This is a genomic window from Stutzerimonas chloritidismutans (genome assembly GCF_051486945.1).
Lineage (GTDB): Bacteria > Pseudomonadota > Gammaproteobacteria > Pseudomonadales > Pseudomonadaceae > Stutzerimonas > Stutzerimonas chloritidismutans_B.
In genome coordinates this window covers 46,800-72,768 of the sequence record NZ_JAHVDX010000008.1, presented here as the reverse complement: position 1 = coordinate 72,768, position 25,969 = coordinate 46,800, and the positions used below count along the sequence as shown (strand labels likewise).

26 protein-coding genes are annotated in these 25,969 nt (G+C 60.1%); 16 read left to right on the top strand and 10 right to left on the bottom strand.

Annotated features, from left to right (window positions below; all coding sequences use genetic code 11):
- Nucleotides 1-299, top strand: a 299-nt coding sequence (locus KXR72_RS20745; protein WP_437422998.1) for a hypothetical protein, incomplete at its 5' end; no start/stop codon positions are given.
- A gap of 188 nt (nt 300-487) precedes the next feature.
- Here KXR72_RS20745 and msrQ read toward each other — a convergent pair.
- The 6 genes from msrQ to KXR72_RS20715 all read right to left on the bottom strand — a co-directional run bounded on the left by msrQ (nt 488) and on the right by KXR72_RS20715 (nt 6,414).
- Complete coding sequence (gene msrQ, locus KXR72_RS20740) at nt 488-1,087, bottom strand: protein-methionine-sulfoxide reductase heme-binding subunit MsrQ (protein WP_437422997.1); 600 nt, start codon at nt 1,085-1,087, stop codon at nt 488-490.
- Nucleotides 1,087-2,097, bottom strand: a complete 1,011-nt coding sequence (gene msrP / locus KXR72_RS20735) for a protein-methionine-sulfoxide reductase catalytic subunit MsrP (RefSeq protein WP_437422996.1) — start codon at nt 2,095-2,097, stop codon at nt 1,087-1,089. Before msrP ends, msrQ begins: the two co-directional genes overlap by 1 nt.
- Nucleotides 2,098-2,154: 57 nt before the next feature.
- Nucleotides 2,155-2,988: a CDP-diacylglycerol--serine O-phosphatidyltransferase gene (pssA, locus tag KXR72_RS20730; protein ID WP_437422995.1), complete on the bottom strand. Its 834-nt coding sequence runs from the start codon at nt 2,986-2,988 to the stop codon at nt 2,155-2,157.
- Nucleotides 2,989-3,135: 147 nt separating this feature from the next.
- A complete protein-coding gene (ilvC, locus tag KXR72_RS20725; protein ID WP_437422994.1) occupies nt 3,136-4,152 on the bottom strand; it encodes a ketol-acid reductoisomerase in 1,017 nt (338 codons plus the stop codon).
- A gap of 43 nt (nt 4,153-4,195) precedes the next feature.
- Entirely contained in the window at nt 4,196-4,687 is a 492-nt protein-coding gene (gene ilvN / locus KXR72_RS20720) for an acetolactate synthase small subunit (protein ID WP_243607532.1), read from the bottom strand.
- A gap of 2 nt (nt 4,688-4,689) precedes the next feature.
- Entirely contained in the window at nt 4,690-6,414 is a 1,725-nt protein-coding gene (locus KXR72_RS20715; RefSeq protein WP_437422993.1) for an acetolactate synthase 3 large subunit, read from the bottom strand.
- Nucleotides 6,415-6,813: 399 nt separating this feature from the next.
- On the opposite strand from KXR72_RS20715, the gene KXR72_RS20710 reads away from it, so the two are divergent.
- A complete protein-coding gene (locus KXR72_RS20710) occupies nt 6,814-7,239 on the top strand; it encodes a DUF4124 domain-containing protein (RefSeq protein ID WP_437422992.1) in 426 nt (141 codons plus the stop codon).
- A gap of 39 nt (nt 7,240-7,278) precedes the next feature.
- Here KXR72_RS20710 and KXR72_RS20705 read toward each other — a convergent pair whose 3' ends face one another.
- The 3 genes from KXR72_RS20705 to mrcB are packed head-to-tail and all read right to left on the bottom strand — an operon-like array spanning nt 7,279 to nt 10,696.
- Nucleotides 7,279-7,611: a YqcC family protein gene (locus tag KXR72_RS20705; RefSeq protein WP_437422991.1), complete on the bottom strand. Its 333-nt coding sequence runs from the start codon at nt 7,609-7,611 to the stop codon at nt 7,279-7,281.
- Complete coding sequence (locus KXR72_RS20700; protein WP_437423000.1) at nt 7,611-8,324, bottom strand: tetratricopeptide repeat protein; 714 nt, start codon at nt 8,322-8,324, stop codon at nt 7,611-7,613. The genes KXR72_RS20705 and KXR72_RS20700 overlap by 1 nt, the downstream gene beginning before the upstream one ends.
- A 59-nt stretch (nt 8,325-8,383) precedes the next feature.
- Nucleotides 8,384-10,696, bottom strand: coding sequence for a penicillin-binding protein 1B (gene mrcB / locus KXR72_RS20695; protein WP_437422990.1), 2,313 nt, complete (start codon nt 10,694-10,696; stop codon nt 8,384-8,386).
- Nucleotides 10,697-10,851: 155 nt separating this feature from the next.
- Between mrcB and KXR72_RS20690 the strand changes: the two genes are divergently transcribed.
- The 4 genes from KXR72_RS20690 to KXR72_RS20675 all read left to right on the top strand — a co-directional run bounded on the left by KXR72_RS20690 (nt 10,852) and on the right by KXR72_RS20675 (nt 14,463).
- The gene (locus KXR72_RS20690) at nt 10,852-12,414 is read left to right on the top strand and encodes an AAA family ATPase (RefSeq protein WP_437422989.1); all 1,563 of its coding nucleotides are present in this window, start codon (nt 10,852-10,854) and stop codon (nt 12,412-12,414) included.
- A 110-nt stretch (nt 12,415-12,524) separates the two neighbouring features.
- The gene (locus KXR72_RS20685) at nt 12,525-13,286 is read left to right on the top strand and encodes a class I SAM-dependent methyltransferase (protein WP_437422988.1); all 762 of its coding nucleotides are present in this window, start codon (nt 12,525-12,527) and stop codon (nt 13,284-13,286) included.
- The gene (locus tag KXR72_RS20680; RefSeq protein WP_437422987.1) at nt 13,286-13,558 is read left to right on the top strand and encodes a TfoX/Sxy family protein; all 273 of its coding nucleotides are present in this window, start codon (nt 13,286-13,288) and stop codon (nt 13,556-13,558) included. The genes KXR72_RS20685 and KXR72_RS20680 overlap by 1 nt, the downstream gene beginning before the upstream one ends.
- 107 nt (nt 13,559-13,665) lie before the next feature.
- Nucleotides 13,666-14,463 (top strand): Crp/Fnr family transcriptional regulator, encoded by a 798-nt coding sequence (locus KXR72_RS20675; RefSeq protein WP_437422986.1) that lies wholly within the window; start codon nt 13,666-13,668, stop codon nt 14,461-14,463.
- Nucleotides 14,464-14,682: 219 nt separating this feature from the next.
- Here KXR72_RS20675 and KXR72_RS20670 read toward each other — a convergent pair whose 3' ends face one another.
- Nucleotides 14,683-15,564 (bottom strand): ChaN family lipoprotein, encoded by an 882-nt coding sequence (locus KXR72_RS20670; RefSeq protein ID WP_437422985.1) that lies wholly within the window; start codon nt 15,562-15,564, stop codon nt 14,683-14,685.
- Between the two features lie 140 nt (nt 15,565-15,704).
- Here KXR72_RS20670 and KXR72_RS20665 point away from each other — a divergent pair, with 140 nt between their 5' ends.
- The 10 genes from KXR72_RS20665 to purH all read left to right on the top strand — a co-directional run bounded on the left by KXR72_RS20665 (nt 15,705) and on the right by purH (nt 25,943).
- Complete coding sequence (locus KXR72_RS20665; RefSeq protein ID WP_437422984.1) at nt 15,705-16,028, top strand: Rieske (2Fe-2S) protein; 324 nt, start codon at nt 15,705-15,707, stop codon at nt 16,026-16,028.
- A 72-nt stretch (nt 16,029-16,100) separates the two neighbouring features.
- A complete protein-coding gene (locus tag KXR72_RS20660) occupies nt 16,101-17,864 on the top strand; it encodes a protein-disulfide reductase DsbD (RefSeq protein WP_437422983.1) in 1,764 nt (587 codons plus the stop codon).
- 151 nt (nt 17,865-18,015) lie between these two features.
- Nucleotides 18,016-18,459, top strand: coding sequence for a type II 3-dehydroquinate dehydratase (aroQ, locus tag KXR72_RS20655; protein WP_437422982.1), 444 nt, complete (start codon nt 18,016-18,018; stop codon nt 18,457-18,459).
- Nucleotides 18,460-18,538: 79 nt separating this feature from the next.
- Entirely contained in the window at nt 18,539-18,997 is a 459-nt protein-coding gene (gene accB / locus KXR72_RS20650) for an acetyl-CoA carboxylase biotin carboxyl carrier protein (RefSeq protein ID WP_437422981.1), read from the top strand.
- Between the two features lie 17 nt (nt 18,998-19,014).
- Nucleotides 19,015-20,364: an acetyl-CoA carboxylase biotin carboxylase subunit gene (accC, locus tag KXR72_RS20645; RefSeq protein WP_437422980.1), complete on the top strand. Its 1,350-nt coding sequence runs from the start codon at nt 19,015-19,017 to the stop codon at nt 20,362-20,364.
- Nucleotides 20,365-20,489: 125 nt separating this feature from the next.
- Nucleotides 20,490-21,371: a 50S ribosomal protein L11 methyltransferase gene (gene prmA / locus KXR72_RS20640; protein WP_437422979.1), complete on the top strand. Its 882-nt coding sequence runs from the start codon at nt 20,490-20,492 to the stop codon at nt 21,369-21,371.
- Between the two features lie 88 nt (nt 21,372-21,459).
- Nucleotides 21,460-22,728: a DUF3426 domain-containing protein gene (locus KXR72_RS20635; protein WP_437422978.1), complete on the top strand. Its 1,269-nt coding sequence runs from the start codon at nt 21,460-21,462 to the stop codon at nt 22,726-22,728.
- Between the two features lie 191 nt (nt 22,729-22,919).
- The gene (gene dusB, locus KXR72_RS20630; protein ID WP_437422977.1) at nt 22,920-23,933 is read left to right on the top strand and encodes a tRNA dihydrouridine synthase DusB; all 1,014 of its coding nucleotides are present in this window, start codon (nt 22,920-22,922) and stop codon (nt 23,931-23,933) included.
- Complete coding sequence (gene fis / locus KXR72_RS20625; protein WP_181082025.1) at nt 23,930-24,250, top strand: DNA-binding transcriptional regulator Fis; 321 nt, start codon at nt 23,930-23,932, stop codon at nt 24,248-24,250. The genes dusB and fis overlap by 4 nt, the downstream gene beginning before the upstream one ends.
- 88 nt (nt 24,251-24,338) lie before the next feature.
- On the top strand, nt 24,339-25,943 hold the full coding sequence (gene purH, locus KXR72_RS20620; protein ID WP_437422976.1) for a bifunctional phosphoribosylaminoimidazolecarboxamide formyltransferase/IMP cyclohydrolase: 1,605 nt from the start codon (nt 24,339-24,341) through the stop codon (nt 25,941-25,943).
- Nucleotides 25,944-25,969 lie beyond the last annotated feature (26 nt).

Here is a 25,969-nt window from a genome sequence, read left to right as displayed (position 1 = left end):
TCTCGTTGAGTATTTGTGATGCTGATAATCTTGCAGATCATCAGTCTTACCTCACAAGCACCCACACGAATTGCTTGATTCAGTTGTTAAAGAGCGTTTCGATCAAGCCTTTCGTCTCAACCGAGGCCGCGCATTCTACAGCAGCCTTGCTTCTCGTCAAGCTGTTTTTGAAGAATTTCTTTCCTTCTCAACCGCTTGCGCTTCCGTTCAGCTTTAAGCCTCTCGTCAGCGGGAGGCGAATCATACAGCGTCTAAACCCGCTGTCAACCACCTCTTTCAACCCTCTCCGATCAACCTGACCAGAGCCACCAACAGTGCCAAACCACCACCCTGTCAGCGCGGCGCATTCTACTCGAATTCGCCCTCCGTGCAAGCCATTATTTTCGTTAACCTATTGATTATAAAGGGGTTTATCGAAAGGTCTGCGCCGGAGAAGGTGCGCATTATAGGGCGACAAGCGAGACCGTCAATAAGAAATTTAGCATCGTCACATTTTTATCCGCTTTGCCGCAGCCCAACGTTGGACGCTTGGAAATCGAATAACGAGCAGAGCCGCACCAATGGATGCGTAGAGCGCCCAACGGCCGGCGTCCGCTCTAACGACCCATAACATATGCAACAGGGCCAACAGCAATACCGGATAGACCAATCGATGAAGACGCTTCCAACGCTTGCCAAGCTTGCGCATGCTCCAGCGACTTGACGTAGCTGCCAAGGCGAGCAGCGCTAGCCAAGCAAGTGCGCCAACCATGATGTAAGGACGCTCCAGCAACTCGGCTGGCAGACTTGCGAAATCCAAGCCGAGAAGAAACACCAAATACCCGGCGACATGCAACGTGGCATAGGCGAAACACCAGAGCCCGAGCTGACGGCGTATCGCCATCCAGCCCGACCAACCCGACAATCTCTGCAGCGGTGTCATGGAAAGCGAACACAGCAAAAAGACCAATGCGCCCTGCCCTAGGTTATCGACTAAGACCTTGCCCGGATCCGGCGCCAGCGCGCCGGTAACACCCAGGTAAAGCCAATAACCCAGCACACAGGTTGCAACGACAAAGACAAACAACCGCAACGACAGGTGTCGCATCAATAGTCCTTGCTCAGATCCATCCCAGCGTACAGAGCGGACACTTCATCGGCATACCCATTGAACATCTGGGTATCGCGAACGTTGGGATTGAACAGCGATCCAGGCAGCCTCCTCTCGCGAGCCTGCGACCACCTTGGGTGGGACACCTGCGGGTTAACGTTCGCATAGAAGCCGTATTCTTGAGGAGCCATGGTTTGCCAAGTCGTGCTCGGCTGCTCTGCCAAGAAACTGATCCTGACGATCGACTTGATACTTTTGAAACCGTACTTCCAAGGTACGACGAGGCGAAGCGGCGCTCCATTCTGATTGGGCAAGATTCGGCCATACATCCCGATCGCCAGCAAGGTCAACGGATGCATGGCTTCATCCATGCGCAACCCCTCAACGTAAGGCCAATCGATCAGCGAGAAACCACCGCGCATACCAGGCATCTCTTCTGGTCGCGCAAGCGTTTCGAACCTTACAAACTTGGCCTGCGAGGTTGGCTCGACGCGACGAATCAGCTCCGACAATGGGGAACCAAGCCAAGGAATGACCATCGACCATGCCTCTACACAGCGCAGCCGATAAATGCGCTCTTCAAGCCGAGGGGGGGCGACGAGATCTTCCACCGCAAAGCGTCCCGACTTGGCGACCTCACCGTCAATCGTTACGGTCCAGGGGTCAGTCTTCATACCGGAGGCGTGTCGCGCCGGGTCGTCCTTATTCGGGCCGAACTCATAAAAATTGTTGTACGACGTCGCGTCGGGATAGGGCGTGACAGCCTCGCCATCGGTATCCGTCGTCTCCCACCGGGCATCCGACAACTTTCTCTCGAACCACTCGGGGGCGTCTACCGGATCGACGCTGGCATAACGCGCATCGTCCGCATGCACGGGTAGCGGCAGTACCGAAGCAGCTCCCGCCAACAGCGAACCTTGAATGAATCGGCGTCGATCAAGGTAGAGCGCCTCCGGTGTGACCTCCGATTCGTGACACTCGCTGCGCCGACGACTTTGGATAAGCATGATGTGCTCCGCTGCCCATGGTTGGGACCACCAATAGACAGCGGAACAGGAGAGAAATCAACCTTCGGCGCGCCGACGACGACGCATCAGAAACTGGACGGGACCGGATACGGCGTAGGCCAGGAAGATGAGGAGCAGCACACGAGGAGGATCACTGAAGACAACCGCAAAAACCAGCACTACTACGAGAATTGCTACGAAAGGCACGCGCCCTTTCAAGTCGAGGTCCTTGAAACTGTAGTACTTGATGTTGCTGACCATCAACAGGCCAGCACCAGCCACGAGCATCGCAAACAACATGACCGCGGCAAGGGGAAGGTCAAGGCCCCGTATGCCCGGCTCGTCGAGCGCCCAAATTGCCCACACCGAACCGGCCACCACGCCTGCGGCTGCCGGGCTCGCGAGCCCGATGAACCAGCGTTTATCTACCTTGCCAATCTGAGTATTGAAGCGGGCCAACCTGAGCGCGGCACAGGCGACGTATATGAACGCGACCGTTAGCCCTACGTTTCCGAGGCTCGACAGCGCCCACTCATATGCCAGAACAGCCGGAGCAAGACCAAAAGCGACCATATCCGACAGCGAGTCATATTCGGCGCCGAACGCACTTTGCGTATTGGTCAAACGAGCCACACGACCATCGAGACTATCGAGAACCATCGCGACGAACACCGTCGCGGCAGCAACATAAAAATTGCCGTTGATGGCTGTAATGATGCAGAAAAAACCTGCGAATAGGTTCGCGGTCGTAAATAGGTTCGGCAGGAGATAGATGCCACGATGCCTGACCTTGCGGCCTTCCGAGTCCTGCGTCTCCTCGACGTGCTCGTCAATCGGAAGCAAGCTCTCCGGCTCGACGGGGTTGTTTGGCTCTTCGGGACGCTCATTCATGCACTTCACCCTACAGCTGCTTTAAATTTTTTCGACATAGACCGGCTTGGTGGGTTCACCTGGGACGGCGCCGCTTTTATATCAGAGTTGTGCTGACCTAACGAAAGAACGCGGCCGAGGCCGCGTTCTTGTTGGATCAGGACTGGTTCAGTTCTTGGCTTTGTCGACGATCTTGTTCGCAGCGATCCAAGGCATCATCGAACGCAGCTTTTCACCCACTACCTCGATGCCGTGCGCCGCATTGTTACGACGGTAGGCGGTCATGGATGGATAGTTCGCCGCACCTTCAGTGATGAACATCTTGGCGTACTCACCGTCCTGGATACGCTTGAGCGCATTACGCATGGCAGCGCGTGACTCCGCGTTGATCACTTCCGGACCAGTTACGTATTCGCCGTACTCGGCGTTGTTGGAAATCGAGTAATTCATGTTGGCGATGCCGCCTTCGAACATGAGGTCAACGATCAACTTCAGCTCGTGCAGACATTCAAAATAAGCCATCTCAGGGGCATAGCCCGCTTCGACCAGCGTTTCGAAACCTGCCTTCACCAACTCGACGCAACCACCGCACAGAACAGCTTGCTCGCCGAACAGGTCGGTTTCGGTTTCGTCTTTAAACGTCGTCTCGATGATGCCGGTGCGACCGCCACCAACGCCCGAGGCGTAGGAAAGCGCGACGTTCTTCGCGTTGCCGGACGCGTCCTGGTAGATGGCAATCAGATCGGGGATGCCACCACCTTTCACGAACTCGGAACGAACGGTGTGCCCTGGCGCCTTCGGTGCGATCATGATGACGTCCAGATCCGCGCGCGGCACGACCTGGTTGTAATGAATAGAGAAGCCATGTGCGAAAGCCAGCGTCGCGCCCTTCTTGAGGTTCGGCTCGATTTCGTCACGGTACAAGCGTCCCTGAAATTCGTCAGGCGTCAGGATCATCACTACGTCAGCAGCAGCAACGGCGGCAGCAACATTATCAACTTTGAGGCCATGGGCTTCGGCCTTGGCAACCGAGGGGGAGCCAGCGCGCAGGCCTACGGTCACGTCAACGCCCGAATCCTTCAGATTGCATGCGTGTGCATGGCCCTGCGACCCGTACCCAATGATCGCTACTTTCTTTCCCTGGATGATCGAAAGGTCGCAGTCTTTGTCGTAGAAAACTTTCATGGTGTTACCCCTGTTGCCGGCCGTTCGGCCATTCGATAGATGATTAGATGCTCAGTACTTTGTCGCCACGGGATATTCCGGTGACGCCGCTGCGCACGACTTCCAAAATGGAGGTGGTGCCGATGGCCTGTATAAAGCTGTCGAGCTTGTCGCTCGTTCCGGCCAGCTGAATGGTGTAAACGTTCGACGTTACGTCCACGATTTGCCCGCGGAAGATGTCGGTGGTGCGCTTGACCTCGGCGCGCTGGGCACCCGTTGCTTTCACCTTGATGAGCATCAGCTCGCGTTCGATGTGGGCGCTTTCCGAGAGGTCAACCAACTTCACCACCTCGATCAGCTTGTTGAGGTTCTTGGTAATCTGCTCGATCACTTCCTCATGGCCGATCGTAGTCAACGTCAACCGCGACAGTGTCGGGTCTTCCGTCGGCGCAACGGTCAAACTCTCAATGTTGTAGTTGCGCTGAGAGAACAGACCGACCACACGGGAAAGTGCCCCCGGCTCGTTTTCCAGCAACAGAGAAATGATGTGTCTCATGATCAGGTCCGCTCCGTCTTGCTGAGCCACATGTCCCGCATCGCACCATCCTTGATCTGCATCGGGTAGACGTGCTCGCTCGTGTCCACGGCGATGTCGAGGAAAACCAGGCGATCCTTCATTGCGAACGCCTCTTCCATGCGCGGGCGCAAATCCTTCAGATCGGTGATGCGCATGCCGACGTGCCCGTAGGCCTCAACGAGCTTCACGAAATCAGGCAGCGATTCCATATAGGAATGCGAGTAGCGGCTGTTGTACTGCATGTCCTGCCATTGCCGGACCATTCCCAGCGCGCCATTGTTCAGGTTTACGATCTTCACCGGCAGGTCGTACTGCAAGCAGGTGGAGAGCTCCTGAATGTTCATCTGGATACTGCCTTCGCCAGTCACGCAAGCGACATCGGCATCGGGGAAATTCAGCTTGGCGCCCATGGCTGCCGGGAAGCCGAAGCCCATCGTCCCGAGCCCGCCCGAGTTGAGCCAACGATTAGGCTTGTTGAACCGGTAGTACTGTGCAGCGAACATCTGGTGTTGGCCCACGTCGGACGCAACATACGCCTCGCCCCGCGTCACCTCACAAAGCATTTCCACGACGGCCTGCGGCTTGATGATGGTCCCGTCACCCTTGTCGTACGGAAACAAGCCGCGGCTGCCGCGCCATTCTTCGATCTGCTTCCACCAGCTCGCCACTGTTTCGGCATTCGGCGCCTGGCCGATTTCCTTGACGATCGCGACCATTTCAGTCAGCACGCTATCGACCGGGCCGACGATCGGAATGTCCGCCTTGATCGTTTTAGAGATCGACGCAGGATCAATATCGATATGGATGATCTTGGCGTTCGGGCAAAATTTCGTCGCGCCGTTGATGACCCTGTCATCGAAACGCGCGCCAACGGCCAGAATGACATCGGAGTGATGCATGGCCAGGTTGGCGGTGTAGCTTCCATGCATGCCCAGCATGCCGACGAACTGGCGATCGCTACCCGGATAACTACCCAATCCCATCAGGGTGTTGGTGACCGGAAGATTGAGCATTTGGGCCAGTTCGGTCAGCTGGGCCGAAGCGTCGCCCATGATCACGCCACCGCCTGCATAGATGATCGGGCGTTTGGCCGAGAGAAGCAGCTCGGCTGCTTTGCGGATCTGCCCGGAATGACCGCGCACCGCAGGGCTATATGACCGCAGCTTTGCCTTCTTCGGGTATACGTACTCGAACTTTTCGGCCGGATTGGTCATGTCCTTCGGAATATCTACGACAACCGGGCCTGGGCGACCAGACTGGGCCAGGTAGAAAGCCTTTTTCATCACTTCGGGGATCTCCGAAGGATGCTTGATCATGAAACTGTGCTTAACGATCGGACGCGAAATGCCGATCATGTCGGTTTCCTGAAAGGCATCGGTACCGACCATATTGCTCGCAACCTGGCCGGAAATGACGACCATCGGAATGGAATCCATGTACGCGGTTGCGATGCCGGTAATCGCATTAGTCGCGCCGGGGCCTGACGTCACCAGCACAACGCCCGCCTTGCCCGTCGCGCGCGCATAGCCATCAGCCATATGAGTCGCAGCCTGCTCATGACGGACGAGGATGTGAGTGACTTCCTTTTCCTTGAACAGCGCGTCGTAGATGTGCAGCAGGGCGCCGCCCGGATAACCGTAGATGTGCTTAACGCCTTCGTCGCGCAAGAAGCGGACGACCATTTCAGCGCCGGATAAAAGTTCCACGTTGTTCACCTCTAGAACGCCAGTTAGCCGCTCCGCGTCGGGCCGGCCAGAATGTAGGTTTACTGCCAAACAGCGGCGTGAGCGACGGTGGTCGCCGACTACGTCAGCTGCTGACTTGGCAATCAGGAAGGTCCCAAAGTGTTGCGGGACGCTCCTCCCAGCGCGAGGTAACGCGTTGCGGGTGTAGCAAGTCGGCGCGGGTGAGCGCCTATTGAAGGACCGAGCGCACCACTACGTGGGCGCTCGGAACAGCAAGCCCTGAATTGTTGGGATTAGACAACGGCAAGTCAAGCCCAGCGTCTAGTTCCGAGCTGCTTCAGCTGTGATACAGCGCAGCATGAGCGGGGCGCGTAATTGCGTATAGTAGGGCTCGGTTTCGCTTCAGGAAAAGGGATAAGCATGCGATTGACGATACTTGCGGGTACGTTACTGCTCGCATTGAGCGGTAACGTAATGGCGGGGCAGGTCTACAAATGGGTGGATGCGCAAGGCACCACCCATTTCGGTGCCCAGCCGCCAGCAGGCCAGACCGCCGAAGCTTTCAGTACTGCCGTTCCCGTGCCCAGGCCAGCCAGCCCACCGCCGCACCAGGACGAGGCTGAGCAAGAGCAGCAGGCGATCGACAAGAAAGTGAAACAACAGGTCGCTAAGCAAGAGGCGGAACTCAAAAGCTATTGCACGACCCTGCGCACCAATCTCGCACAGCTTGAAAACAATCCGCGCGTCAGGATCGAAGAAGCGGGAAAAATGCGTCGCTTAGGTGAAGAGGAACGACAGCAGCGCATCAGCGAAACCCAGCGGAAGATTAGCGAAACGTGCTCCTGATCGAGGCCGGGCCAGGCTGTTCGCCTGGCCAATGCCCGATTATTTCGTCCCTATCCCGATTAGCACATCGAAGCGCTCGAGTGCCTGAATCAGGCCCGCAGCTCGCTGCGCATCGTCGCGATAAACCATCTCAGCCATGGCACAAATCCCGGAAGTTGCGGGGAGCGCTCGTCCCTCCTCGAGAATGACCTTCATCCGCGGCAGAAAGATCCACTGTAGCCACTGCTCGAATGACAGCGTGTCCACACAAAACGGCTCCTGGCTGGCCAACGCCTGAGGCTCAGGCTGCTGCTCACCCCACAGCCTCAGGGCACGCAACTCCTTCTCGATAAGCAAAAGCTGCTCGGCCAGCATTGCAATTCGCTGATCCATCACAGGCGGACCTTGGCACGTTCCCGCGCCTGTGTAGCACCAGCCGTGTCGCCCTGCCGCTCGCGAGACTGAGCGATCAATTCCCACAAGCTGGCCTGAAGCGCCGGCCGATCCGTTGCATATCCTAATGCCCGCCGCGACAACTGCTCAGCCTGTACGGCATCGCCTTGCGCCAAGCGCACTTGGGCCAACCGGTAAAGAACCTGCGGCTCACGTGGTGCAATACGCTGGGCCCGCTCCAGGCTCGACGCCGCTCCGTTAAGATCGCCGCCGCCTTGCAGCTGCTGAGCGGTGGTCAGCAATGCGAGCACCGGACCGTCCAGCTGTTCGTCTGCAGACAGCGTGCCCGCCGAGGGAATACCGCTTGGCGCTGGGCGCTCCGCAGGCACCGATGAAGGATAAGGCGCCGGTTGTGCTGTCTGCGTTGGCTGCGACGGCGGGGTCCATTGACCGGGCGCATTCGCCGACCCGCCGGAAAACGCGCCATCTGGGGCTGCGAATGTTTGCAACGGTTCGGAGCGCTGGGGCGGCACCATGACGGTGACGCCCGAATCTTGTGTCGCAACGCCAGGGGCCATGCCCGCCGGAGCCCCTGACGCAGCAGCCCGCCGAGACGCGACCTCTTCTGAAACCGGCGCACCCGCATCGACCACGGGAATCGCCCCCCTTTTTACCGAGGCGCAGCCCTGTATCAGCACAATGCCCGCCGCCATGGCCACCCAGTACTTTTTCAATATTCCATCCTCAACAAATCAACCCCAACAGGCCGAGATCAGGGCAGCCAGCCGCGCACCCAATCCATCACGGATTCGGCAGGCGCTCTCAAACCGCACCCAGGGCCGGGCGCGGGCTCACTGCCCCGTATATAAGGCATCTGCACGGCATCCGGGCAATTCTCCGCCGTACCTTGACCGGTATGAGCGTCAACCCAGGCCATGACTACGTTACTTGGTACCGGCGTCTGCAGGGGCAGCGGATCGGCCCGGCGCATGAAGTCCGCCCATACCTGCAGCGCACCAGTCGCGCCGGTCAGGCTGGTTTTGCCATTGTCGTCGCGGCCAAGCCAAACAACAGCCAGCAGGTCTTGGCTAAAGCCCGCAAACCAGCTGTCTCGCGAATCGTTGGTGGTTCCGGTCTTGCCGGCTAGCGCCAACGACCTTGGGACGTAGTTGTAGGCGGACCGCCCCGTGCCCTCGAGCATTGTCCGTTGCATCGCATACTGCGTGAGGTAGATCGCACCGGCATCGAAACGCTGCTGGATCTTGAAGGGGTAGCGGTTGAGCGGCTCACCATTGGCTGCCACGACACTCCTGATGGCACGTAACGGGGTATTGAAACCGCCATTGGCCAGGGTTTGATAAATGTCGGCCACCTCGATCGGCCGCAACCCGCCCGCGCCCAGCAGCATGGACGGGTACGCCGGCCACTGGGGAGACGCACCGAGCCGCTCAAGCGTGCGCAGGACATGCGGAACGCCAAGATCCATTCCAAGCCGTGCAGTCGACAGATTGTAGGAGTTGGCAAGCGCCTGGTAGAGATAAACCGTACCGTGCGCCGTTCGCCCGTAGTTCTGCGGCTTCCAGACCTTGCCGTCTGCGCCTTTGACAGAAAAAGGCTCGTCCTGGAGGAGACTGGTCAAGGTGTACTCGCTAGGCTTTTCCAAAGCCGCGAGGTAGATGGCCGGCTTGATCAGCGAACCGATGGGACGCGACGCATCCAGCGCCCGGTTGAACCCTGCAAAACCGGGTTGCCGGCTACCCAGCATGGCCTGCAGTTCCCCAGTTTCGGGATTGGTCACAAGCATCGCACCCTCGACACCGTCGGCAGCCTTGCCCAACCGCTTGAGCGTCTCAGTCATGGCCTTTTCGGCTTTAAGCTGCAGAATCGGGTCGAAACTGGTAAAGACCCGAAGCCCCTCTTCCGTAAGATCCTCGTCGCGATAATCCTCGCGCAACTGCCGCTTGACCAGATCGAGAAAGGCCGGATAAGAACTGTCTGCCATACTGCCGCGCTGGGTGACGCCCAACGGCGCCTTGCGGGCGTCAGCCGCCTCCTCGGAGCCCACCACTTGCTGCTGTTCGAGCAGATCGATGACCAAGTTGCGCCGCTCCAGAGCGCGCTCCGGGTGGCGCCGCGGGTTGTAGTAGGTTGGCCCTTTGACCATGCCAACCAGCAACGCAACGTGTTGGAGTTTCAACTCAGCCAGCGGCCTGCCGAAAAAGTACTGACTGGCCAGACCAAAGCCGTGAATGGCGCGCCGACCGTCCTGACCGAGAAAAACCTCGTTGAGGTAGGCTTCAAGAATCTCTTCCTTGTCGTAATGCAGCTCCAGCAGCACCGCCATCATTGCCTCGGTGGCCTTACGGCTTAGGCTGCGCTCGTTGGTCAGGTAAAAATTCTTCACCAACTGCTGCGTCAGGGTACTGCCGCCTTGGCGCACCTCGCCGGCAGTCAAATTCACCCAAACGGCGCGGGCGATGGATTTGGGCGATACGCCGAAATGATCAAAAAACTCTCGATCCTCGACCGCCACGAGCGTTTCCACTAGATAAGGCGGGACCTGATCCAGCTTGATCAGAATGCGATCCTCGTTGTGCGCCGGATATAGACCGCCGATCACGAGCGGCTCAAGCCGGGCCACGGGAAGCTCACCGCCGTCGGCCTGCGTGAGGCCGGCCACGAAATCGCCGGAGAAACGCACGCGGATGCGCCTCGATTCCTCGAGCCCCTCATAGAACTGAAAACCGCGGGTTTGCAACTCTATGGCGTTGCTGGCTACGGATACCGACCCTGGGCCGCCAACGGCACGCTCGCGTCGATACCCCAGCGCATCCAACTCGGCGAGAAAATCATCCTTATGTAGCTTTTGTCCCGTAAAGAGTTCCAGCGGCCGAGCATAGACGGTGGCCGGAATGGTCCAACGCTTACCAGAGAACTTCTCCTGCACCACCGCGTCGAGATAGACGGCGACGCCAGCGAGTATCACCAGCGCGACGATGGACAGTTTTACGACCCAGCCCAACCAGGGGCGTGAGCCGCCAGAACGGCGTTTGTTGCGGGAACGAGCGGAGCGAGATTTAGTCATGGCGGCGGATTATACGCACTTCTATCTGGCTGCAAGACGGCCTCCTGGCGGTTTGCACACGTGAGCGGGATCTACATAATGGTGCGTTTCCAGACTGTGTGAACTGTGTCCCGAAGTGCTCACACGCCCGTCCAAACGCTTCGAAAGGAATGACCGTGAGCCAAGCATTGATCGCCGCGCTGCAAAACCCCGCCCTGTACCCGCACCCTGTCGACGGATTCAAAGTCATTGAAACCCATATTTCCTGGGTAATCCTGACTGGCGCCTACGCCTACAAAATGAAGAAACCGGTAGATTTCGGCTTTCTCAACTTCACCGAACTCGCCTCGCGTAAGCATTTTTGCGAAGAAGAGTTGCGCCTGAACCAACGCATGGCGCCTGCTCTGTATTTGCAAGTTCTACCCGTGACGGGCAACCCAGACGCGCCCATCCTTGGCGGCGACGGCGAGCCCATCGAATACCTGTTGCAGATGCGTGAGTTTCCGCAAAGCCAATTGCTCGCAGAGGTCCAGGCCCGGGGTGAGCTGAGCGACGTCCACATCGATGCCCTCGCCGAGCAGATCGCCCAGTTCCACCTAAAAACCCCTCAGGTGGCACATGACCATCCGTTGAATAGGGCCGACGCCATCGTCGCCCCCATGCGCCAGAACTTCGAGCAGATCCGTCCACTGCTGACGGAGCCGGCCGACCTGCTGCAGCTCGACGCGCTTCTGGACTGGACCGAAACCAGCATCGCTCGGTTGTGGCCGCTGCTCGAGCGCAGATCCGAGGATGGTTTCATTCGCGAGTGCCACGGCGACCTTCACCTGGGCAACGCGACGCTGATAGATGGAGCGGTCGTGCTGTTCGATTGCATCGAGTTCAACGAGCCATTCCGCTTGATCGACGTAGCCTCCGATGCCGCGTTTCTGGCGATGGATCTGGAGGATCGGGGTCTCAAATGCCAGGCCCGACGGTTTACCAATGCCTGGCTAGAGCGCACCGGCGACTATGCGGCGCTCGAACTATTCAACCTTTACAAGGCTTATCGCGCACTGGTTCGAGCGAAGGTCAGCCTGTTCCGTCTGGATCAGGAGCAGGATCCGGTCCAGCGCAAGGTCATCGTCCGCCAGTACCGAAGCTATGCAAATCTTGCCGAAAGCTACAGCGCTATTCCGTCACGCTTCCTGGCGATCACGCATGGCGTGTCGGCCGTAGGCAAGAGCGGAGTCGCACTGCGACTGGTCGAAGCACTCGGAGCGATCCGCCTGCGTTCCGACGTCGAGCGCAAGCGTCTATTTGCGGACCAGTCCGATGCCGGCGCTGGACAGACCGGGCAAGGTATCTACAGCGCCCAGGCAAACCAGGCGACGTATGAACACCTGCACGACATGGCCACCCGTGCGCTCAACGCAGGCTTCTCAGTGGTGATCGATGCCACCTATCTCAAGCATGAACAGCGCCGAACGGCCTGCCAGGTCGCAGAGGCCACCGGCGTGCCTTTCGTGATTTTGGATTGTCAGGCGCCGGATGCGGTCGTTGCGCAGTGGCTGGCCCAGCGTCAGGCGGACGGGCGCGACCCGTCCGACGCCACGCTCGAGGTCGTCAACGCACAACAGGCGAACCGCGAGCCGCTGACCGACGCCGAGCACCTCCTGGCGCGACGCGTGGATACTCCGGACGCGGGCAGCCTCGACGAAGTGGTCGCCGCGATCCGATCGAAACTTCCAGGGCTCTGAGCATTGGACGCGGCGCCAGCAGAACCTGGCGCCGCATCTATACTCATGCAGATATCTGCGGAAGATAGCCATGCCAAGCCGTCCGACAATCCTCCAAACGCGCTACCGCCATGGGTGACAGCGTCCGCCTGTTCTCGATTGATACGGGTAGCTACGCTCAGTTCCGGCCGACCTATCCCGACGTCCTATTCGCCTGGCTCGCGAGCCAGAGCAATGCCCACGCCCGCGCGCTCGACGTCGCGGCAGGTACTGGCCAGGCGACCCTCGGACTGCTGCCCCACTTCCAAACCGTAGTGGCCTGCGACGCTAACATCACGCAATTGCAAGGCACGCCTAGTTGGGGACCAGCGAAGCGCTTTGCCGCAGACGCCGAACGGCTACCTTTAGTCAGCGGGTCGATCGACCTGATGGTCGTCGCGCAAGCCTTGCATTGGTTCGCCACGCCGGCCTTTTTCGCCGAAGCCAGGCGCGTCCTGACTCACGACGGGCTTTTTTGTGCGTGGTGTTACGGCCTGCTCAACCTTGGTCCGGATCTCGACGACATGATCAGCCAGCTTCATGGCGAGACGCTGGCTGGCTTCTGGCCGGAAGGGCGGGCCAGCGTAGACGCCGGCTATCGCGACATCCGCCCGCCCTTCCCCTTGATCAAGACCCCTGCATTCTGCATCGAAGCCCAATGGCGCCTTGAGCAGTTGCTGGGCTATCTACGCACTTGGTCCGCTGCTCGCCAGTGGCAACAGACTTACGGTGCCGATCCGATCGCGGCGATCACGCCAGCCTTGCAAGCGCGCTGGGGCGATCCCGAGCAGGCACGTCAGGTGCGCTGGCCCTTGCATTTCATCTCGGGGTATCCAGGCAAACAGGAGGCTTAATGCACGACGAACTTCTTACCCTGAAGAACCTCGGCAAGACCTCTGCCCAGTGGTTGCACGCGTCGGGCATCCACACGGCCGATGACCTGCGCCGAATCGGCTCGGTCAACGCATACCAAGCGGTGAAATCCCGTGGATTCGGTGCATCAAGGGTTCTGCTCTATGCCATCGAAGGCGCACTGCGCGACGTCAGCTGGAAGGATCTGCCGGAGGGGTTGAAGCACGAACTCAACGCGCATCTGGACGGCTGCAGCCGCAGCAACAAGAGCTAGCTCACAACCTCCACGCCCGCCAATTTACTTGCCCATGGCGACCGCTTTATTGTCGGCGCGCGCACTGCTCTCTCATTGCAGGCTTGCTCGCTCAAAGGACCGTCGTCATGTATCTACTCGGGGAACAACCGGCCTATGCCGATCGACTCATCAACAGGCTGCAGGGGATCCCCGCCCAGCTATTGGAGGGCCTTGCGCCGTCCGGCGAGCCAATCGAAATCAAAGGTTCGGACGACTTGGGCAATGAGCTGCCTGATCAACAATTGTTCATCATTGAGAGCGGCCTGCTCCATGCACTGGTCGATGAGCGCCCGCTGTTTTACCTGCAGGAAGGCGACCTGCTTGGCTTGAGGCAGGGCATCGAGCTGCCCCAATGTCGCTACCGCAGCGACGAATCCGTCCGCCTCGTGCCGTATGTACGCAACGAGGTCTTCAACCACATCCATACGGATCAGCAGCGTCAGGAGCTGTTCACCGAATACCTGATCGGCCAAACCGCCCTGCTATCCGACGCACTGGCCCGCCTCAAGCAGCCGGAGATTCACCCAACGACTGGCTTCCAGCACTTCGCCGTGGGCGAGGAGCTCATCCGCCAGGGCGACGAAGCCGACAACGTCTTCGTGATCATCGAGGGTCACGCCGAAGCGGTCGTTGATGGACAAAAGGTTGGAGACGTCCAACGTGACGAAATATTCGGCGCCATGGCCGTATTCACGCGCGAAAAACGCAGTGCCTCGGTCATCGCAACCGAACCCTGCACCGTCATGATGATTCCGAAAGACCAATTTCTGAGCCTGATGCAGAGCAATCCGAAAATCGCGCATAGCCTCATCGAAAGCATGGCCCGCCGCATCGATTTGTTGAACAAGGAGGTCACTCAACTGCGCCTGCCACTCTCGGCATGATCCGCAGCGGCCAAGGCGATGAGCGGTAGCGTAGAAAATACACTTAGCCTGTTGACTGTGAAATGAGAATTGTTATTATTATCGCAACTGGTCGCGAGATCAGTCGATAAGCTGGAAGGCCAGGCAGTCGGACTTTCAGGTTATCTCCTCATCAGGCTAATCACGGTTTTGACCCGGCTCTTGCCGGGTCTTTTTTTGCCTGCGAAAAGCTCAACCTCGCTAACCGGCGTCCTGCCGGAAGCGTGCACAGTAGTCCCGCTGTGGCATCGCGGGCGTGAACCAGACGATGTCCGCCTCTTGGGCGGCTGTCGAATCGCCTACCTCAGCGAGCAACAGCACTAGCACGTCACCGGCAGGCTCATCGACAAGATATAGCGGCACACCGAGATCACGCCGCACATGAAATCCCCCAGCGAGAAGCGCGGCGGGCGCTGGAGCTTGGGTCAATTGTTCTGCCATGCGCCGGTCACGTTGCTGTTGCACCGCGAGCATGGCGGGCAACTGGCTGGCCGGCAACATGTCGCAATGGGATACGCGAATCTGCTCCAGCAACGTGGCCCTTACCTTAGGATCGGCAGCACGCCCGTTGACTTCGGGTTGGCTTCGGTAAATCTCTTTGATCTCCCCTCGATCGAGATTCGCCTGCAGCAGGGGGTAGGCTTGCGCCAACGCGTAGCGGACCAACGGACCATATTGCGTCCAGTCCCACCCGTCCTGCCACGCCAAGGCGCCCGCCACGTCCTTCGGCGGCTGGCCTTGGGCGATAAGAGTCTGAGCCTGCCGCACCCGTTCCTGTTGGTCCGGATTGATCATCTCCATCAACAGGCTGCCCTGCTCCCGACGCTGAGCCAAAGCTTGAAGCAACCAAAGTTGCAAGGCGTGATGGTCAGGGTTGTCGTGCCGCTCGCCGATCAATAACCGGTCCGCTTTCGCCAGCCGCTCGACGAGCTGATCAACGTCGAGCGTCGTACCGTCTCTCAAATCCACGATCCGTCCGGCGTCAGGGTGATCTACCCCGTTGGGGCTCTGCCAGGCAGGAAGCGGTGGCATCATCGGGCAGCCGCTCAGCACTGCCGCTACAAAAAGGATAAGAAGACGCATCAGGACTCCGTCTAACGGGGTTAGGTATATCGATGCTAACCAAACACAGCTATGCCGAAACACACGTTACGGTGCTGCCTCATTGCCCCTGACACACCGTGTGGGCTGGTCGACAATCCATATTTCGCTCCGGAGGGACCATGATTCGCTTGTGCGCTATAGATGAGTTGCCTGAAGGCCGTAGCAAGGGCTTCGTTGCGGCCGGCCATCGCCTGTTCGCCGTACGCAAGGCCGGGGAAGTCTACCTGTACCAAAACAGGTGCCCCCATCGAGGCATTCCCCTCGAATGGCTCCCAGACCAATTTCTCGACAGTAGCGCAAGCCTCATCCAGTGCGCCACGCATGGTGCCCTGTTCCTGATCGATAGCGGCGAATGCGTTGCCGGCCCCTGCGAGGGCCAGCGTCTGAGCCCCCTGCCATGCATCGAGCAGGACGGCAGCATCTGGTTGCAAAGCGCCCCGTAGTGCGACGTCGCGCCCAAGCGGCAGGCCATTGGCTCCGGTATCATGACCGCCGTCGCTACTAGTGAGATGACCATGCGCCGTTTGCTGAGTCTGTTGTTAATCTTCGTTGCACTACCCGCCTTCGCCGGGCTGTTCGACAGTCGACCCAACCCTACCCTGGGCGGCCTCAACAACAGTGCCGACTTTCTACCGGTGCGCGAAGCGTTCCGCCTGAGCCTAGTCGATACGTCTCCCGAACGGATCACGCTTCGCTTCACGGCCGCCGAGGGCTACTACCTCTACCGCCACCGCTTCCAGTTCAACAGCCCAACAAGCGGTGTCGAAATTGGTGAACCTGCTTTACCCGCCGGCGAAGCCAAGACCGACGACTATTTCGGAGAGGTCGAGGTGTACTACGGCATCCTCGATATCCAACTACCGGTCCGTAATCCGAACGACCGACCTTTCACCCTGAATGTGACCTATCAGGGCTGTGCGGACAAAGGCTTGTGCTACCCGCCAGAGACTGAATCCCTCCAGATTGGCCAAGACGCGCCAACCGCCACGAGCACGAGCGACACCGAGAGGCAAACCGACGACACCCTGTCCTGGCGTGCGGTCGCACTGTTCTTCCTGGCCGGCATTGGGCTGACCTTCACCCCATGCGTGCTCCCAATGCTGCCGATTCTCTCCGGCGTGGTCCTGCGTGGCCAACCAGGCGGCACCCGAAGCTTCCTGCTGGCATTGGCTTATGTCCTTCCAATGGCTGGGGGGTTCGCGCTGCTGGGGGCCCTGATGGGGCTTTTCGGGGCCGAGCTCAACCTGCAGGCTCGCCTGCAGTCACCTTGGATATTGGTGCCTTTCGCCCTGTTCTTTGTCGCTTTCGCACTGGCCATGTTTGGCGTATTCGAGCTGCGCCTCCCACAGCGAATGACTGCCAGCCTCGACCGGATCGCAGGGCGCGCCAAGGGTGGTTCGTTCTTGGGCGCGGCCTTGCTTGGCACCGTATCCAGCTTGCTCGTCTCACCCTGTGTATCCGCACCGCTAGCCGGCGCGCTGCTCTATATCAGCACCAGCGGGGATGCCCTTGGCGGAGGCCTACAACTGTTCGCGCTCGGCCTTGGCATGGGGGTGCCGCTGATTCTCTTCGCTACAGGCGGGGGCGCCCTCCTGCCTCGAAGCGGGCCCTGGATGGTGATCGTGCGCAACACGTTCGGTGTGATGCTGCTCGCGGTTGCGGCATGGATGCTCGAACGAGTGCTGCCCGGCCCTCTTTCCTTGGCACTCTGGGGTCTGCTAGCGGCGGGCACTGCGCTCTTTCTCGGCACGCTAGAGCTGACCAGCAAGACGCCACGACAGAAACTGGCCCAACTGCTTGGCCTCGCGCTGTTGGTTTATGCACTGGCTGCCTGGGTGGGTGCGCTACAGGGCGGCTCGGACCCTCTCCGCCCGGCCGTCGGCCGAACCGGCGCCCTGCCCAATAGCGCGGAAGCCTGGCAGACCGTCTCCACCCCAGCGCAACTCGATGCCCAGCTTGCCGCCGCGCGAGACGCGGGGAGACCGGCCATGCTCGACTGGTACGCCGACTGGTGCATCAGTTGCAAGGTCATCGAGCGTGAGGTCTTCGCCGATGAGCAAGTGGCGCCGCGCCTGGCTGGCTACCATCTGATCCGTTTCGACATCACCGAGAGCAATCCTGAGCAGCGGGCGCTACTCGACCGTTACAAGCTGTTCGGCCCTCCGGCGATCCTGTTTTTCGACCGCCGCGGCGAAGAAGTGCAGCCGGTGCGCGTGGTCGGCGAGATAGACGCTGACGGCTTCTCCGAGCGGCTTGATCGAGCGGACGCGCTGCTCTAGACACTCTGCCGCAAACTCCAGTCATAATGTCGGCATTTACGCCGATCGCGACATGACTGGACAGTCAGTCCAACCTTCGTGCATAGTTTTTCCTTCACCCGCGGCGGCACTCCGTATTGCCCCTGTCCGGCTAGAACAACAAGGAATACCCATGGCGACGTTTCTGGTCCTCAACGGCCCGAACCTTAATCTGCTCGGCACCCGAGAGCCTGGCGTTTACGGTGCCGTCACGCTGGCTCAAATCAACCAGGACCTGGAGCAACGCGCGCGCGACGCCGGCCACCATCTGCTCTCCCTGCAATCGAACGCGGAATACGAACTGATCGAGCGAATCCACGCTGCGCGCAGCGAGGGCGTGGATTTCATTCTCATCAACCCGGCCGCTTTCACGCACACCAGCGTCGCATTACGTGACGCGTTGCTGGCCGTGAGCATCCCATTCATCGAAGTGCACCTGTCGAACGTGCATAAACGTGAACCTTTCCGCCATCACTCCTATTTCTCGGACGTAGCGGTAGGCGTGATCTGCGGCCTCGGCGCCAGCGGATACCGGCTGGCACTGGAAGCCGCCATGGAACAAGTCACTGCTGCCTGACGGGCCGGCACCGCAAAGTGCCAGCGACAAGACAGCAAGCATCAATGCCCCTTTGAACCTACTTGGGAGTTACCGCTTCATGGATATTCGCAAAGTCAAGAAACTGATCGAACTGCTGGAAGAGTCCGGCATCGACGAACTGGAAATCCACGAGGGCGAAGAGTCCGTCCGCATCAGCCGCCACAGCAAGCAAGGTCCGGTTCAGCAGCCTTACTACGCGCAGGCACCGGCCGCTGCGCCGGCACCCGCCCCGGTCGCCGCAGCTCCGTCCGCAGACGCGGCACCCGCCCAGCCGAAACTCAACGGTACGGTCGTCCGCTCGCCGATGGTAGGCACGTTCTACCGCGCGTCATCGCCCGAGTCAGCACCTTTTGTGGATGTAGGCAAGACGGTCAAAAAGGGCGACATCCTCTGCATCGTCGAAGCCATGAAAATGATGAATCACATCGAGGCTGAAACCAGTGGCACGATCGAATCCATCCTGGTGGAGAATGGTCAGCCGGTCGAGTACGACCAGCCGCTGTTCACCATCGTTTGAATCGCGGAGAGCCAACGATGTTGGAAAAAGTACTGATCGCAAACCGCGGTGAAATTGCCCTGCGGATCTTGCGAGCCTGCAAGGAAATGGGGATCAAGACGGTCGCGGTGCACTCCACTGCCGACCGGGAGTTGATGCACCTGGCGCTGGCTGACGAGTCCGTCTGCATCGGCCCGGCCCTTGCCACCAACTCCTACCTGCATATCCCATCGATCATCGCCGCCGCCGAAGTCACAGGAGCCACGGCTATCCACCCAGGCTATGGTTTCCTCGCTGAGAATGCGGATTTTGCCGAGCAGGTCGAAAATTCCGGGTTCGCCTTCGTTGGCCCGAAGGCTGACACCATCCGCCTGATGGGCGACAAGGTATCGGCGAAAGACGCCATGAAAAAAGCTGGCGTTCCGACCGTGCCTGGCTCCGATGGCCCGCTGCCTGAAGACGAGCAGACTGCGCTGGCCATCGCCCGCGAAGTCGGCTATCCGGTAATCATCAAGGCGGCTGGCGGCGGTGGCGGCCGCGGCATGCGGGTGGTTCACAAGGAAGAGGACCTGATCAAGTCCGCCAAGCTGACCCGCACTGAAGCCGGTGCGGCGTTTGGCAATCCGATGGTCTATCTGGAAAAATTTCTTGGCAACCCGCGCCATGTCGAAGTCCAGGTCCTGTCGGACGGCCAAGGCAATGCCGTCCACCTTGGCGACCGCGACTGCTCGCTGCAGCGCCGGCACCAAAAGGTGCTTGAAGAAGCCCCAGCGCCCTACATCGATGAGAAGGCGCGCGCCGAAGTATTGCAACGGTGCGTCGACGCCTGCATCGAGATCGGCTACCGCGGCGCCGGCACGTTCGAATTCCTTTACGAAGACGGACGTTTTTACTTCATCGAGATGAATACCCGCGTCCAGGTCGAGCACCCGGTCACCGAGATGGTCACCGGCATCGACATCGTCAAGGAAATGCTGAGCATCGCAGCGGGCAATAAGCTGTCCATCAAGCAGAAGGATGTGGTGATCCGCGGGCATTCTCTGGAATGTCGAATCAATGCGGAGGACCCCGAGAAGTTCCTGCCGAGTCCGGGCAAGGTCAAGCACTTCCATGCCCCAGGCGGCAATGGCGTGCGGGTAGATTCGCATCTGTACAGCGGCTATTCGGTTCCGCCGAACTATGACTCGCTTATCGGCAAGCTGATCACCTATGGCGCGACCCGCGAAGAGGCCATGGCACGCATGCGCAATGCTCTGGATGAGATCGTCGTCGACGGCATCAAGACCAACATCCCTCTCCACCGGGATCTGGTACGCGACGCCGGCTTTTGCAAGGGTGGTGTGAACATCCATTACCTGGAAAAGAAGCTGGGAATGGACAAGCACTGACGCTGCAAGCTGCAAGCTGCAAGCGATATGATGCGCACCTGAAGGGAGCGGCCCCGGCCGCTCCCTTTCTTTTTTCCAAGCGCTAGAGCGCACCGCTTGATGCGGCATCTGGAGGTCGTTTTCGCATGTCCTGGTTACAACTTCGCCTCGCCATCTCACCCGAACAGGCGGCCTCGCTCGAGGATGCCCTGATGGGCGTCGGCGCCGTTTCCGTCACCTTCATGGATGCCGAGGATCAGCCCATCTTCGAGCCGGACCTCAACACCACCCCGCTCTGGTCCAATACCCATTTGTTGGCGCTGTTCGAAGGCGACGTCGACGAAACCGACCTGATCGCGCACCTGCGTCTTCTGCTTGGCGACGAGCTACCCGAGCACCAACTGGAGCGCATCGAAGACCAGGACTGGGAGCGCAGCTGGATGGACAACTTTCACCCAATGCGCTTTGGCCGCAGACTCTGGATCGTTCCGAGCTGGCACGCCGCACCACAGCCCAATGACGTAAACCTGCTGCTGGACCCTGGCCTTGCGTTCGGTACCGGAACCCACCCCACCACCGCCTTGTGCCTGGAATGGCTGGATGCTCAGGCGCTCGCTGGTCAGCAAGTATTGGACTTCGGCTGCGGCTCCGGCATCCTCGCGATTGCCGCGCTCTTGCTTGGTGCAGAACGCGCAGTCGGTACGGATATCGACGTACAGGCGATCGAAGCCTCCCGCGAAAATGCCAAGCGCAACGCCATCGCTGACACACGCCTCGCGCTATATCTGCCAGAGCAGCTGCCGGACGAGCAATTCGACACCGTGGTCGCGAATATCCTCGCCGGCCCTCTCGTAACGCTGGCGCCACAGATCAGCCAGCGGGTAAAACCGGGCGGGCTGCTGGCACTGTCCGGCATCCTAGCCGAGCAGGCCGAAGAGGTCCGCGCGGCGTATGCCGAGCACTTCCGGCTCGACCCCACCGCAGAAAAGGACGGCTGGGTCAGGATCAGCGGCACTCGTCACACTTGAGCGCCAGGAGCGGCTGCGGCATAAAACGCAGCTGCCGTTGATCGGCAGGCATGCGCTAGACTAGCCAAGTTTCCCGTTGGACCAGCGCATGACCAGCTTTGTCACTCAGTGCCCCCATTGCCAGACCAGTTTTCGCGTGACCAGCGCCCAGCTGTCGGCCGCGCACGGCGTGGTTCGCTGCGGGGCTTGCATGGCCGTTTTCAATGCGGCGCGTTACCTGCATGCTACCGATCCGACCAAGCTACCGCTGCCGAGCGCCTCACCCTCGCTTCCTGAATCACCTCAGCACCTATTGCAACCGGCACCCGTCAAGCCGCCAAAGGCAGACGAGAGTACGCTCTGGATTCACGACGACCTTGATCTGGACAGCCTCGATCTGGACGAGGAGCTGGCCAAGCTTGAACGCCAAGAGCGCGAGCTATCTCGCGAATTTCAGGCACTACAGAGCAACTCAACCAGCACCTCGGCGCCACGCCACGCGCCGGCGGTACCGCATGACGAGAGCTGGGCCGAGCGCTTGTTGACCGCTGAAACGACCCGCCCGGCGCCACCACCACGGGTACCACAGGAAAACGTTGTAGCCTCCCCAACGGGTCTGCACTTCACAGCCGTCAACGACGACCGCCCAGCAGCAACGTCCTCGTTCGCTACCAGTGACGCCCCGCTGACCGATCATCTTGATCCGACGCCTGAGCCGGCACGTATCGAGCCGGCGATCGACAGCAGCGAACCGCAGGATGAGCCGAGTCCACCCATCATGGTGCATGCCCCTGAGGCTGATCAGCCCGACTCCGAACGCCAGCGGGGCGACCATGGACTGTTCGAGCTTGACGACGAGCCGCTGCAGCTGGATTGGCAGCAGGCTCAACGCCGCCCCTGGGGCCGCTGGCTGGGCTGGGGCCTGCTGAGCCTGCTCGCGCTGCTCACGCTTGCCGGCCAGTATGTCCACTTCAACTTCGATGAACTTTCCCGTCAGGACGAATATCGACCTTGGCTCGCCCGGGCGTGCCCGTCTCTAGGATGCACGCTGCCGCCCAAAGTCGATATCAGCCAGATCCGTAGCAGCAACCTGGTCGTACGCAGCCACCCTGAATTCACCGGCGCGCTGGTCGTCGACGCAATCATTTATAACCGCGCATCCTTCGCACAGCCTTTCCCGTTGCTGGAAATCCGCTTCGATGACATCAACGGCCAGACCCTTGCGCGCCGCACCTTCAAGCCGGGCGAATACCTGTCCGGAGAGCTTGCCGGACAACAGGAGATGCCGTCGCAGATACCCATTCACATCGCGCTGGACATACTTGACCCAGGTGCCAAGGCTGTGAACTACAGCCTGGCTTTCCTCTCGCCCGAATAGCCCGCCCAATCCTCGCCGACCCGCACCGCCCGTCGAATGGCCGTGCCAACCCAACCGCCCGATATAAGCTTCAGGCTGTTCAGAATTTGTTCAGGACAGCCTTTAACCGGTCATGCGGAGCGGGTATCATGCACACCCTTTTTTGCTGTCCCCGATCGACCTAACAAGCAGGCTCCAAGCAGGGAATCTTCATGTCCGCGGTACGCATCGGCCCCTACACTCTTCCGAATCGCCTGATTCTCGCGCCGATGGCCGGCGTGACCGATCGGCCGTTTCGCCAGCTGTGTCGTCGGTTGGGTGCCGGGATGGTCGTGTCAGAGATGGTCACCAGTGACACGCGCCTGTGGAACAGCCGCAAATCGCGCCTGCGCCTTCTTCACGAAGGAGATCCGGAGCCTCGCTCGGTGCAGATAGCCGGTGGCGATCCGCAGATGCTGGCCGATGCAGCCGCACGCAATGTTGAGTTGGGCGCGCAGATCATTGATATCAACATGGGCTGTCCGGCTAAGAAGGTCTGCAACAAGGCTGCCGGTTCGGCGCTGATGAAAGACGAACAACTGGTTGCGCAGATTCTCGAAGCGGTTGTGGCCGCGGTCGACGTGCCGGTCACCCTGAAGATCCGCACCGGTTGGGACCGAGAACACCGCAACGGCCTTCGTATCGCCAGAATTGCCGAGCAGTCCGGCATCGCCGCGTTGGCTGTGCATGGTCGCACCCGTGCTGACCTTTATACCGGCGAAGCCGAATACGAGACGATCGCCAGCATCAAGCAGGCCCTTTCGATCCCGGTGTTTGCCAACGGCGATATCGATTCGCCGCATAAGGCCCGCGAGGTTCTGCGATTTACAGGAGCCGATGCGTTGCTCATCGGGCGCGCAGCGCAGGGCCGCCCCTGGATTTTCCGTGAAATCGAGCATTTTCTCAGCACGGGTGAGCAGCTGTCGCCGCCCGGTCTGGATGAGGTCGAGCAGGTGTTGCTCGATCATCTGAAGGCTTTGCATGCCTTCTATGGCGATGTGATGGGCGTACGCATCGCGCGCAAGCACGTTAGCTGGTACCTCGCGACACAACCGGGGGCACGGGAATACCGGAGCCGATTCAATTGTTTGGAAGACAGGGATGCGCAATGCGCCAGCGTTCGGGCCTTTTTCACCGAACGCCGTACAAGCCCTGGCTCAGGGGATGGAACAGGGGTGGCCGCATGACGCTACTGAATGAAACACTGGCTATTGGAACAACTTCCGTGAGCGACAACGTAAACCTAAAGCAGCACCTGAACACGCCCAGCGAAGCCGGCCAGACCCTGCGCGGCAGTGTTGAGAAGGCGCTGCACAATTACTTCGCCCACCTCGAAGGCGCCGACGTCACGGACGTCTATAACCTGGTGCTTTCCGAGGTCGAGGCCCCCCTGCTTGAAACGGTGATGAATTACGTCAAGGGCAACCAGACCAAGGCTTCCGAGCTCCTGGGCCTGAACCGCGGCACCCTTCGCAAGAAACTCAAGCAATACGACCTTCTCTGATGCGGCAGCGGGCTTCGGCCGGCGCGGCTGCAGCACGGCCCGCCTGCCGAGCCCTCCGCCAGCAGCCCGTAGCTCCTAGGAAACCTCTATGACCGACCAAAGCACCCGCCTTCCCGTCCGCCGTGCGCTGATCAGCGTGTCCGACAAGACTGGCGTTGTCGATTTCGCCCGTGAACTGTCCACATTGGGCGTCGAGATTCTCTCTACTGGCGGGACCTTCAAGCTGCTGCGCGAGAATGCCATCGAGGCGGTCGAAGTCGCTGACTACACCGGCTTCCCTGAGATGATGGACGGGCGCGTCAAAACTCTGCACCCCAAGATCCACGGCGGCATCCTTGGCCGTCGTGACCTCGACGGAGCGGTGATGGCCGAGCACGGCATCGAGCCTATCGATCTGGTTGCAGTGAACCTCTACCCCTTCGCCGCGACCGTTGCCAAGGCTGGCTGTACGCTGCCGGATGCCATCGAGAACATCGATATCGGCGGGCCGACTATGGTGCGGAGCGCTGCCAAGAATCACAAAGACGTCGCCATCGTGGTCAACGCCATCGACTACGCCGGAGTCATTGACGATCTGCGCAACGGCGGCCTGACCTATGCCCAGCGCTTCGACCTGGCGCTCAAGGCGTTCGAGCACACTGCCGCCTATGACGGCATGATCGCCAATTACCTGGGCACCGTGGACCAGCGCGCCGAAACCCTGTCTACAGAAGGCCGCAGCCCGTTGCCGCGCACCTTCACAACCCAGTTCATCAAAGCGCAGGACATGCGTTACGGGGAGAACCCGCACCAGATCGCGGCCTTTTACGTCGAAACCCCGGACGAAGCCTGCGTCGCCACCGCACGCCAGCTGCAAGGCAAGGAACTGTCTTTCAACAATGTCGCCGACACCGATGCGGCGCTGGAATGCGTCAAGAGCTTCGTCAAACCAGCGTGCGTGATCGTCAAGCATGCCAACCCCTGCGGCGTCGCCGTGGTGCCGGACGAGCAAGGCGGCATTCGCCAAGCCTACGAACTGGCCTACGCCACAGACAGCGAGTCGGCGTTCGGCGGCATCATTGCCTTTAACCGCGAACTGGACGGCGAGACAGCCCGCGCCATCGTCGAGCGGCAGTTCGTCGAAGTCATCATCGCCCCGAGCATCTCGGCCGAGGCCCGCGCAGCAGTGGCAGCCAAGGCGAACGTGCGCTTGCTCGAATGCGGCCAGTGGCCGGCCGAGCGCGCCCCGGGTTGGGATTTCAAACGCGTCAACGGCGGCCTGCTGGTGCAAAGCCGCGACATCGGCATGATCAGCCAGGCGGACCTGAAGGTGGTCACCCAGCGCGCACCGACCGAGCAGGAAATCCATGACTTGATCTTCGCTTGGAAGGTCGCCAAGTTCGTCAAGTCAAACGCCATCGTCTATGCGAAGAACCGTCAGACAGTGGGCGTTGGCGCAGGGCAGATGAGCCGCGTCAACTCCGCACGCATCGCCGCGATCAAGGCCGAGCATGCTGGCCTACAGGTTGCCGGTGCGGTGATGGCCAGCGACGCGTTCTTCCCTTTCCGTGACGGTATCGACAACGCCGCCAAGGCCGGCATCAGTGCGGTAATCCAGCCGGGCGGCTCGATGCGTGATGCCGAGGTGATCGCAGCGGCCGACGAGGCGGGGATCGCGATGGTCTTTACCGGCATGCGTCACTTCAGGCACTGACGGTGGCAGGGCCGCGGTGAATCGCC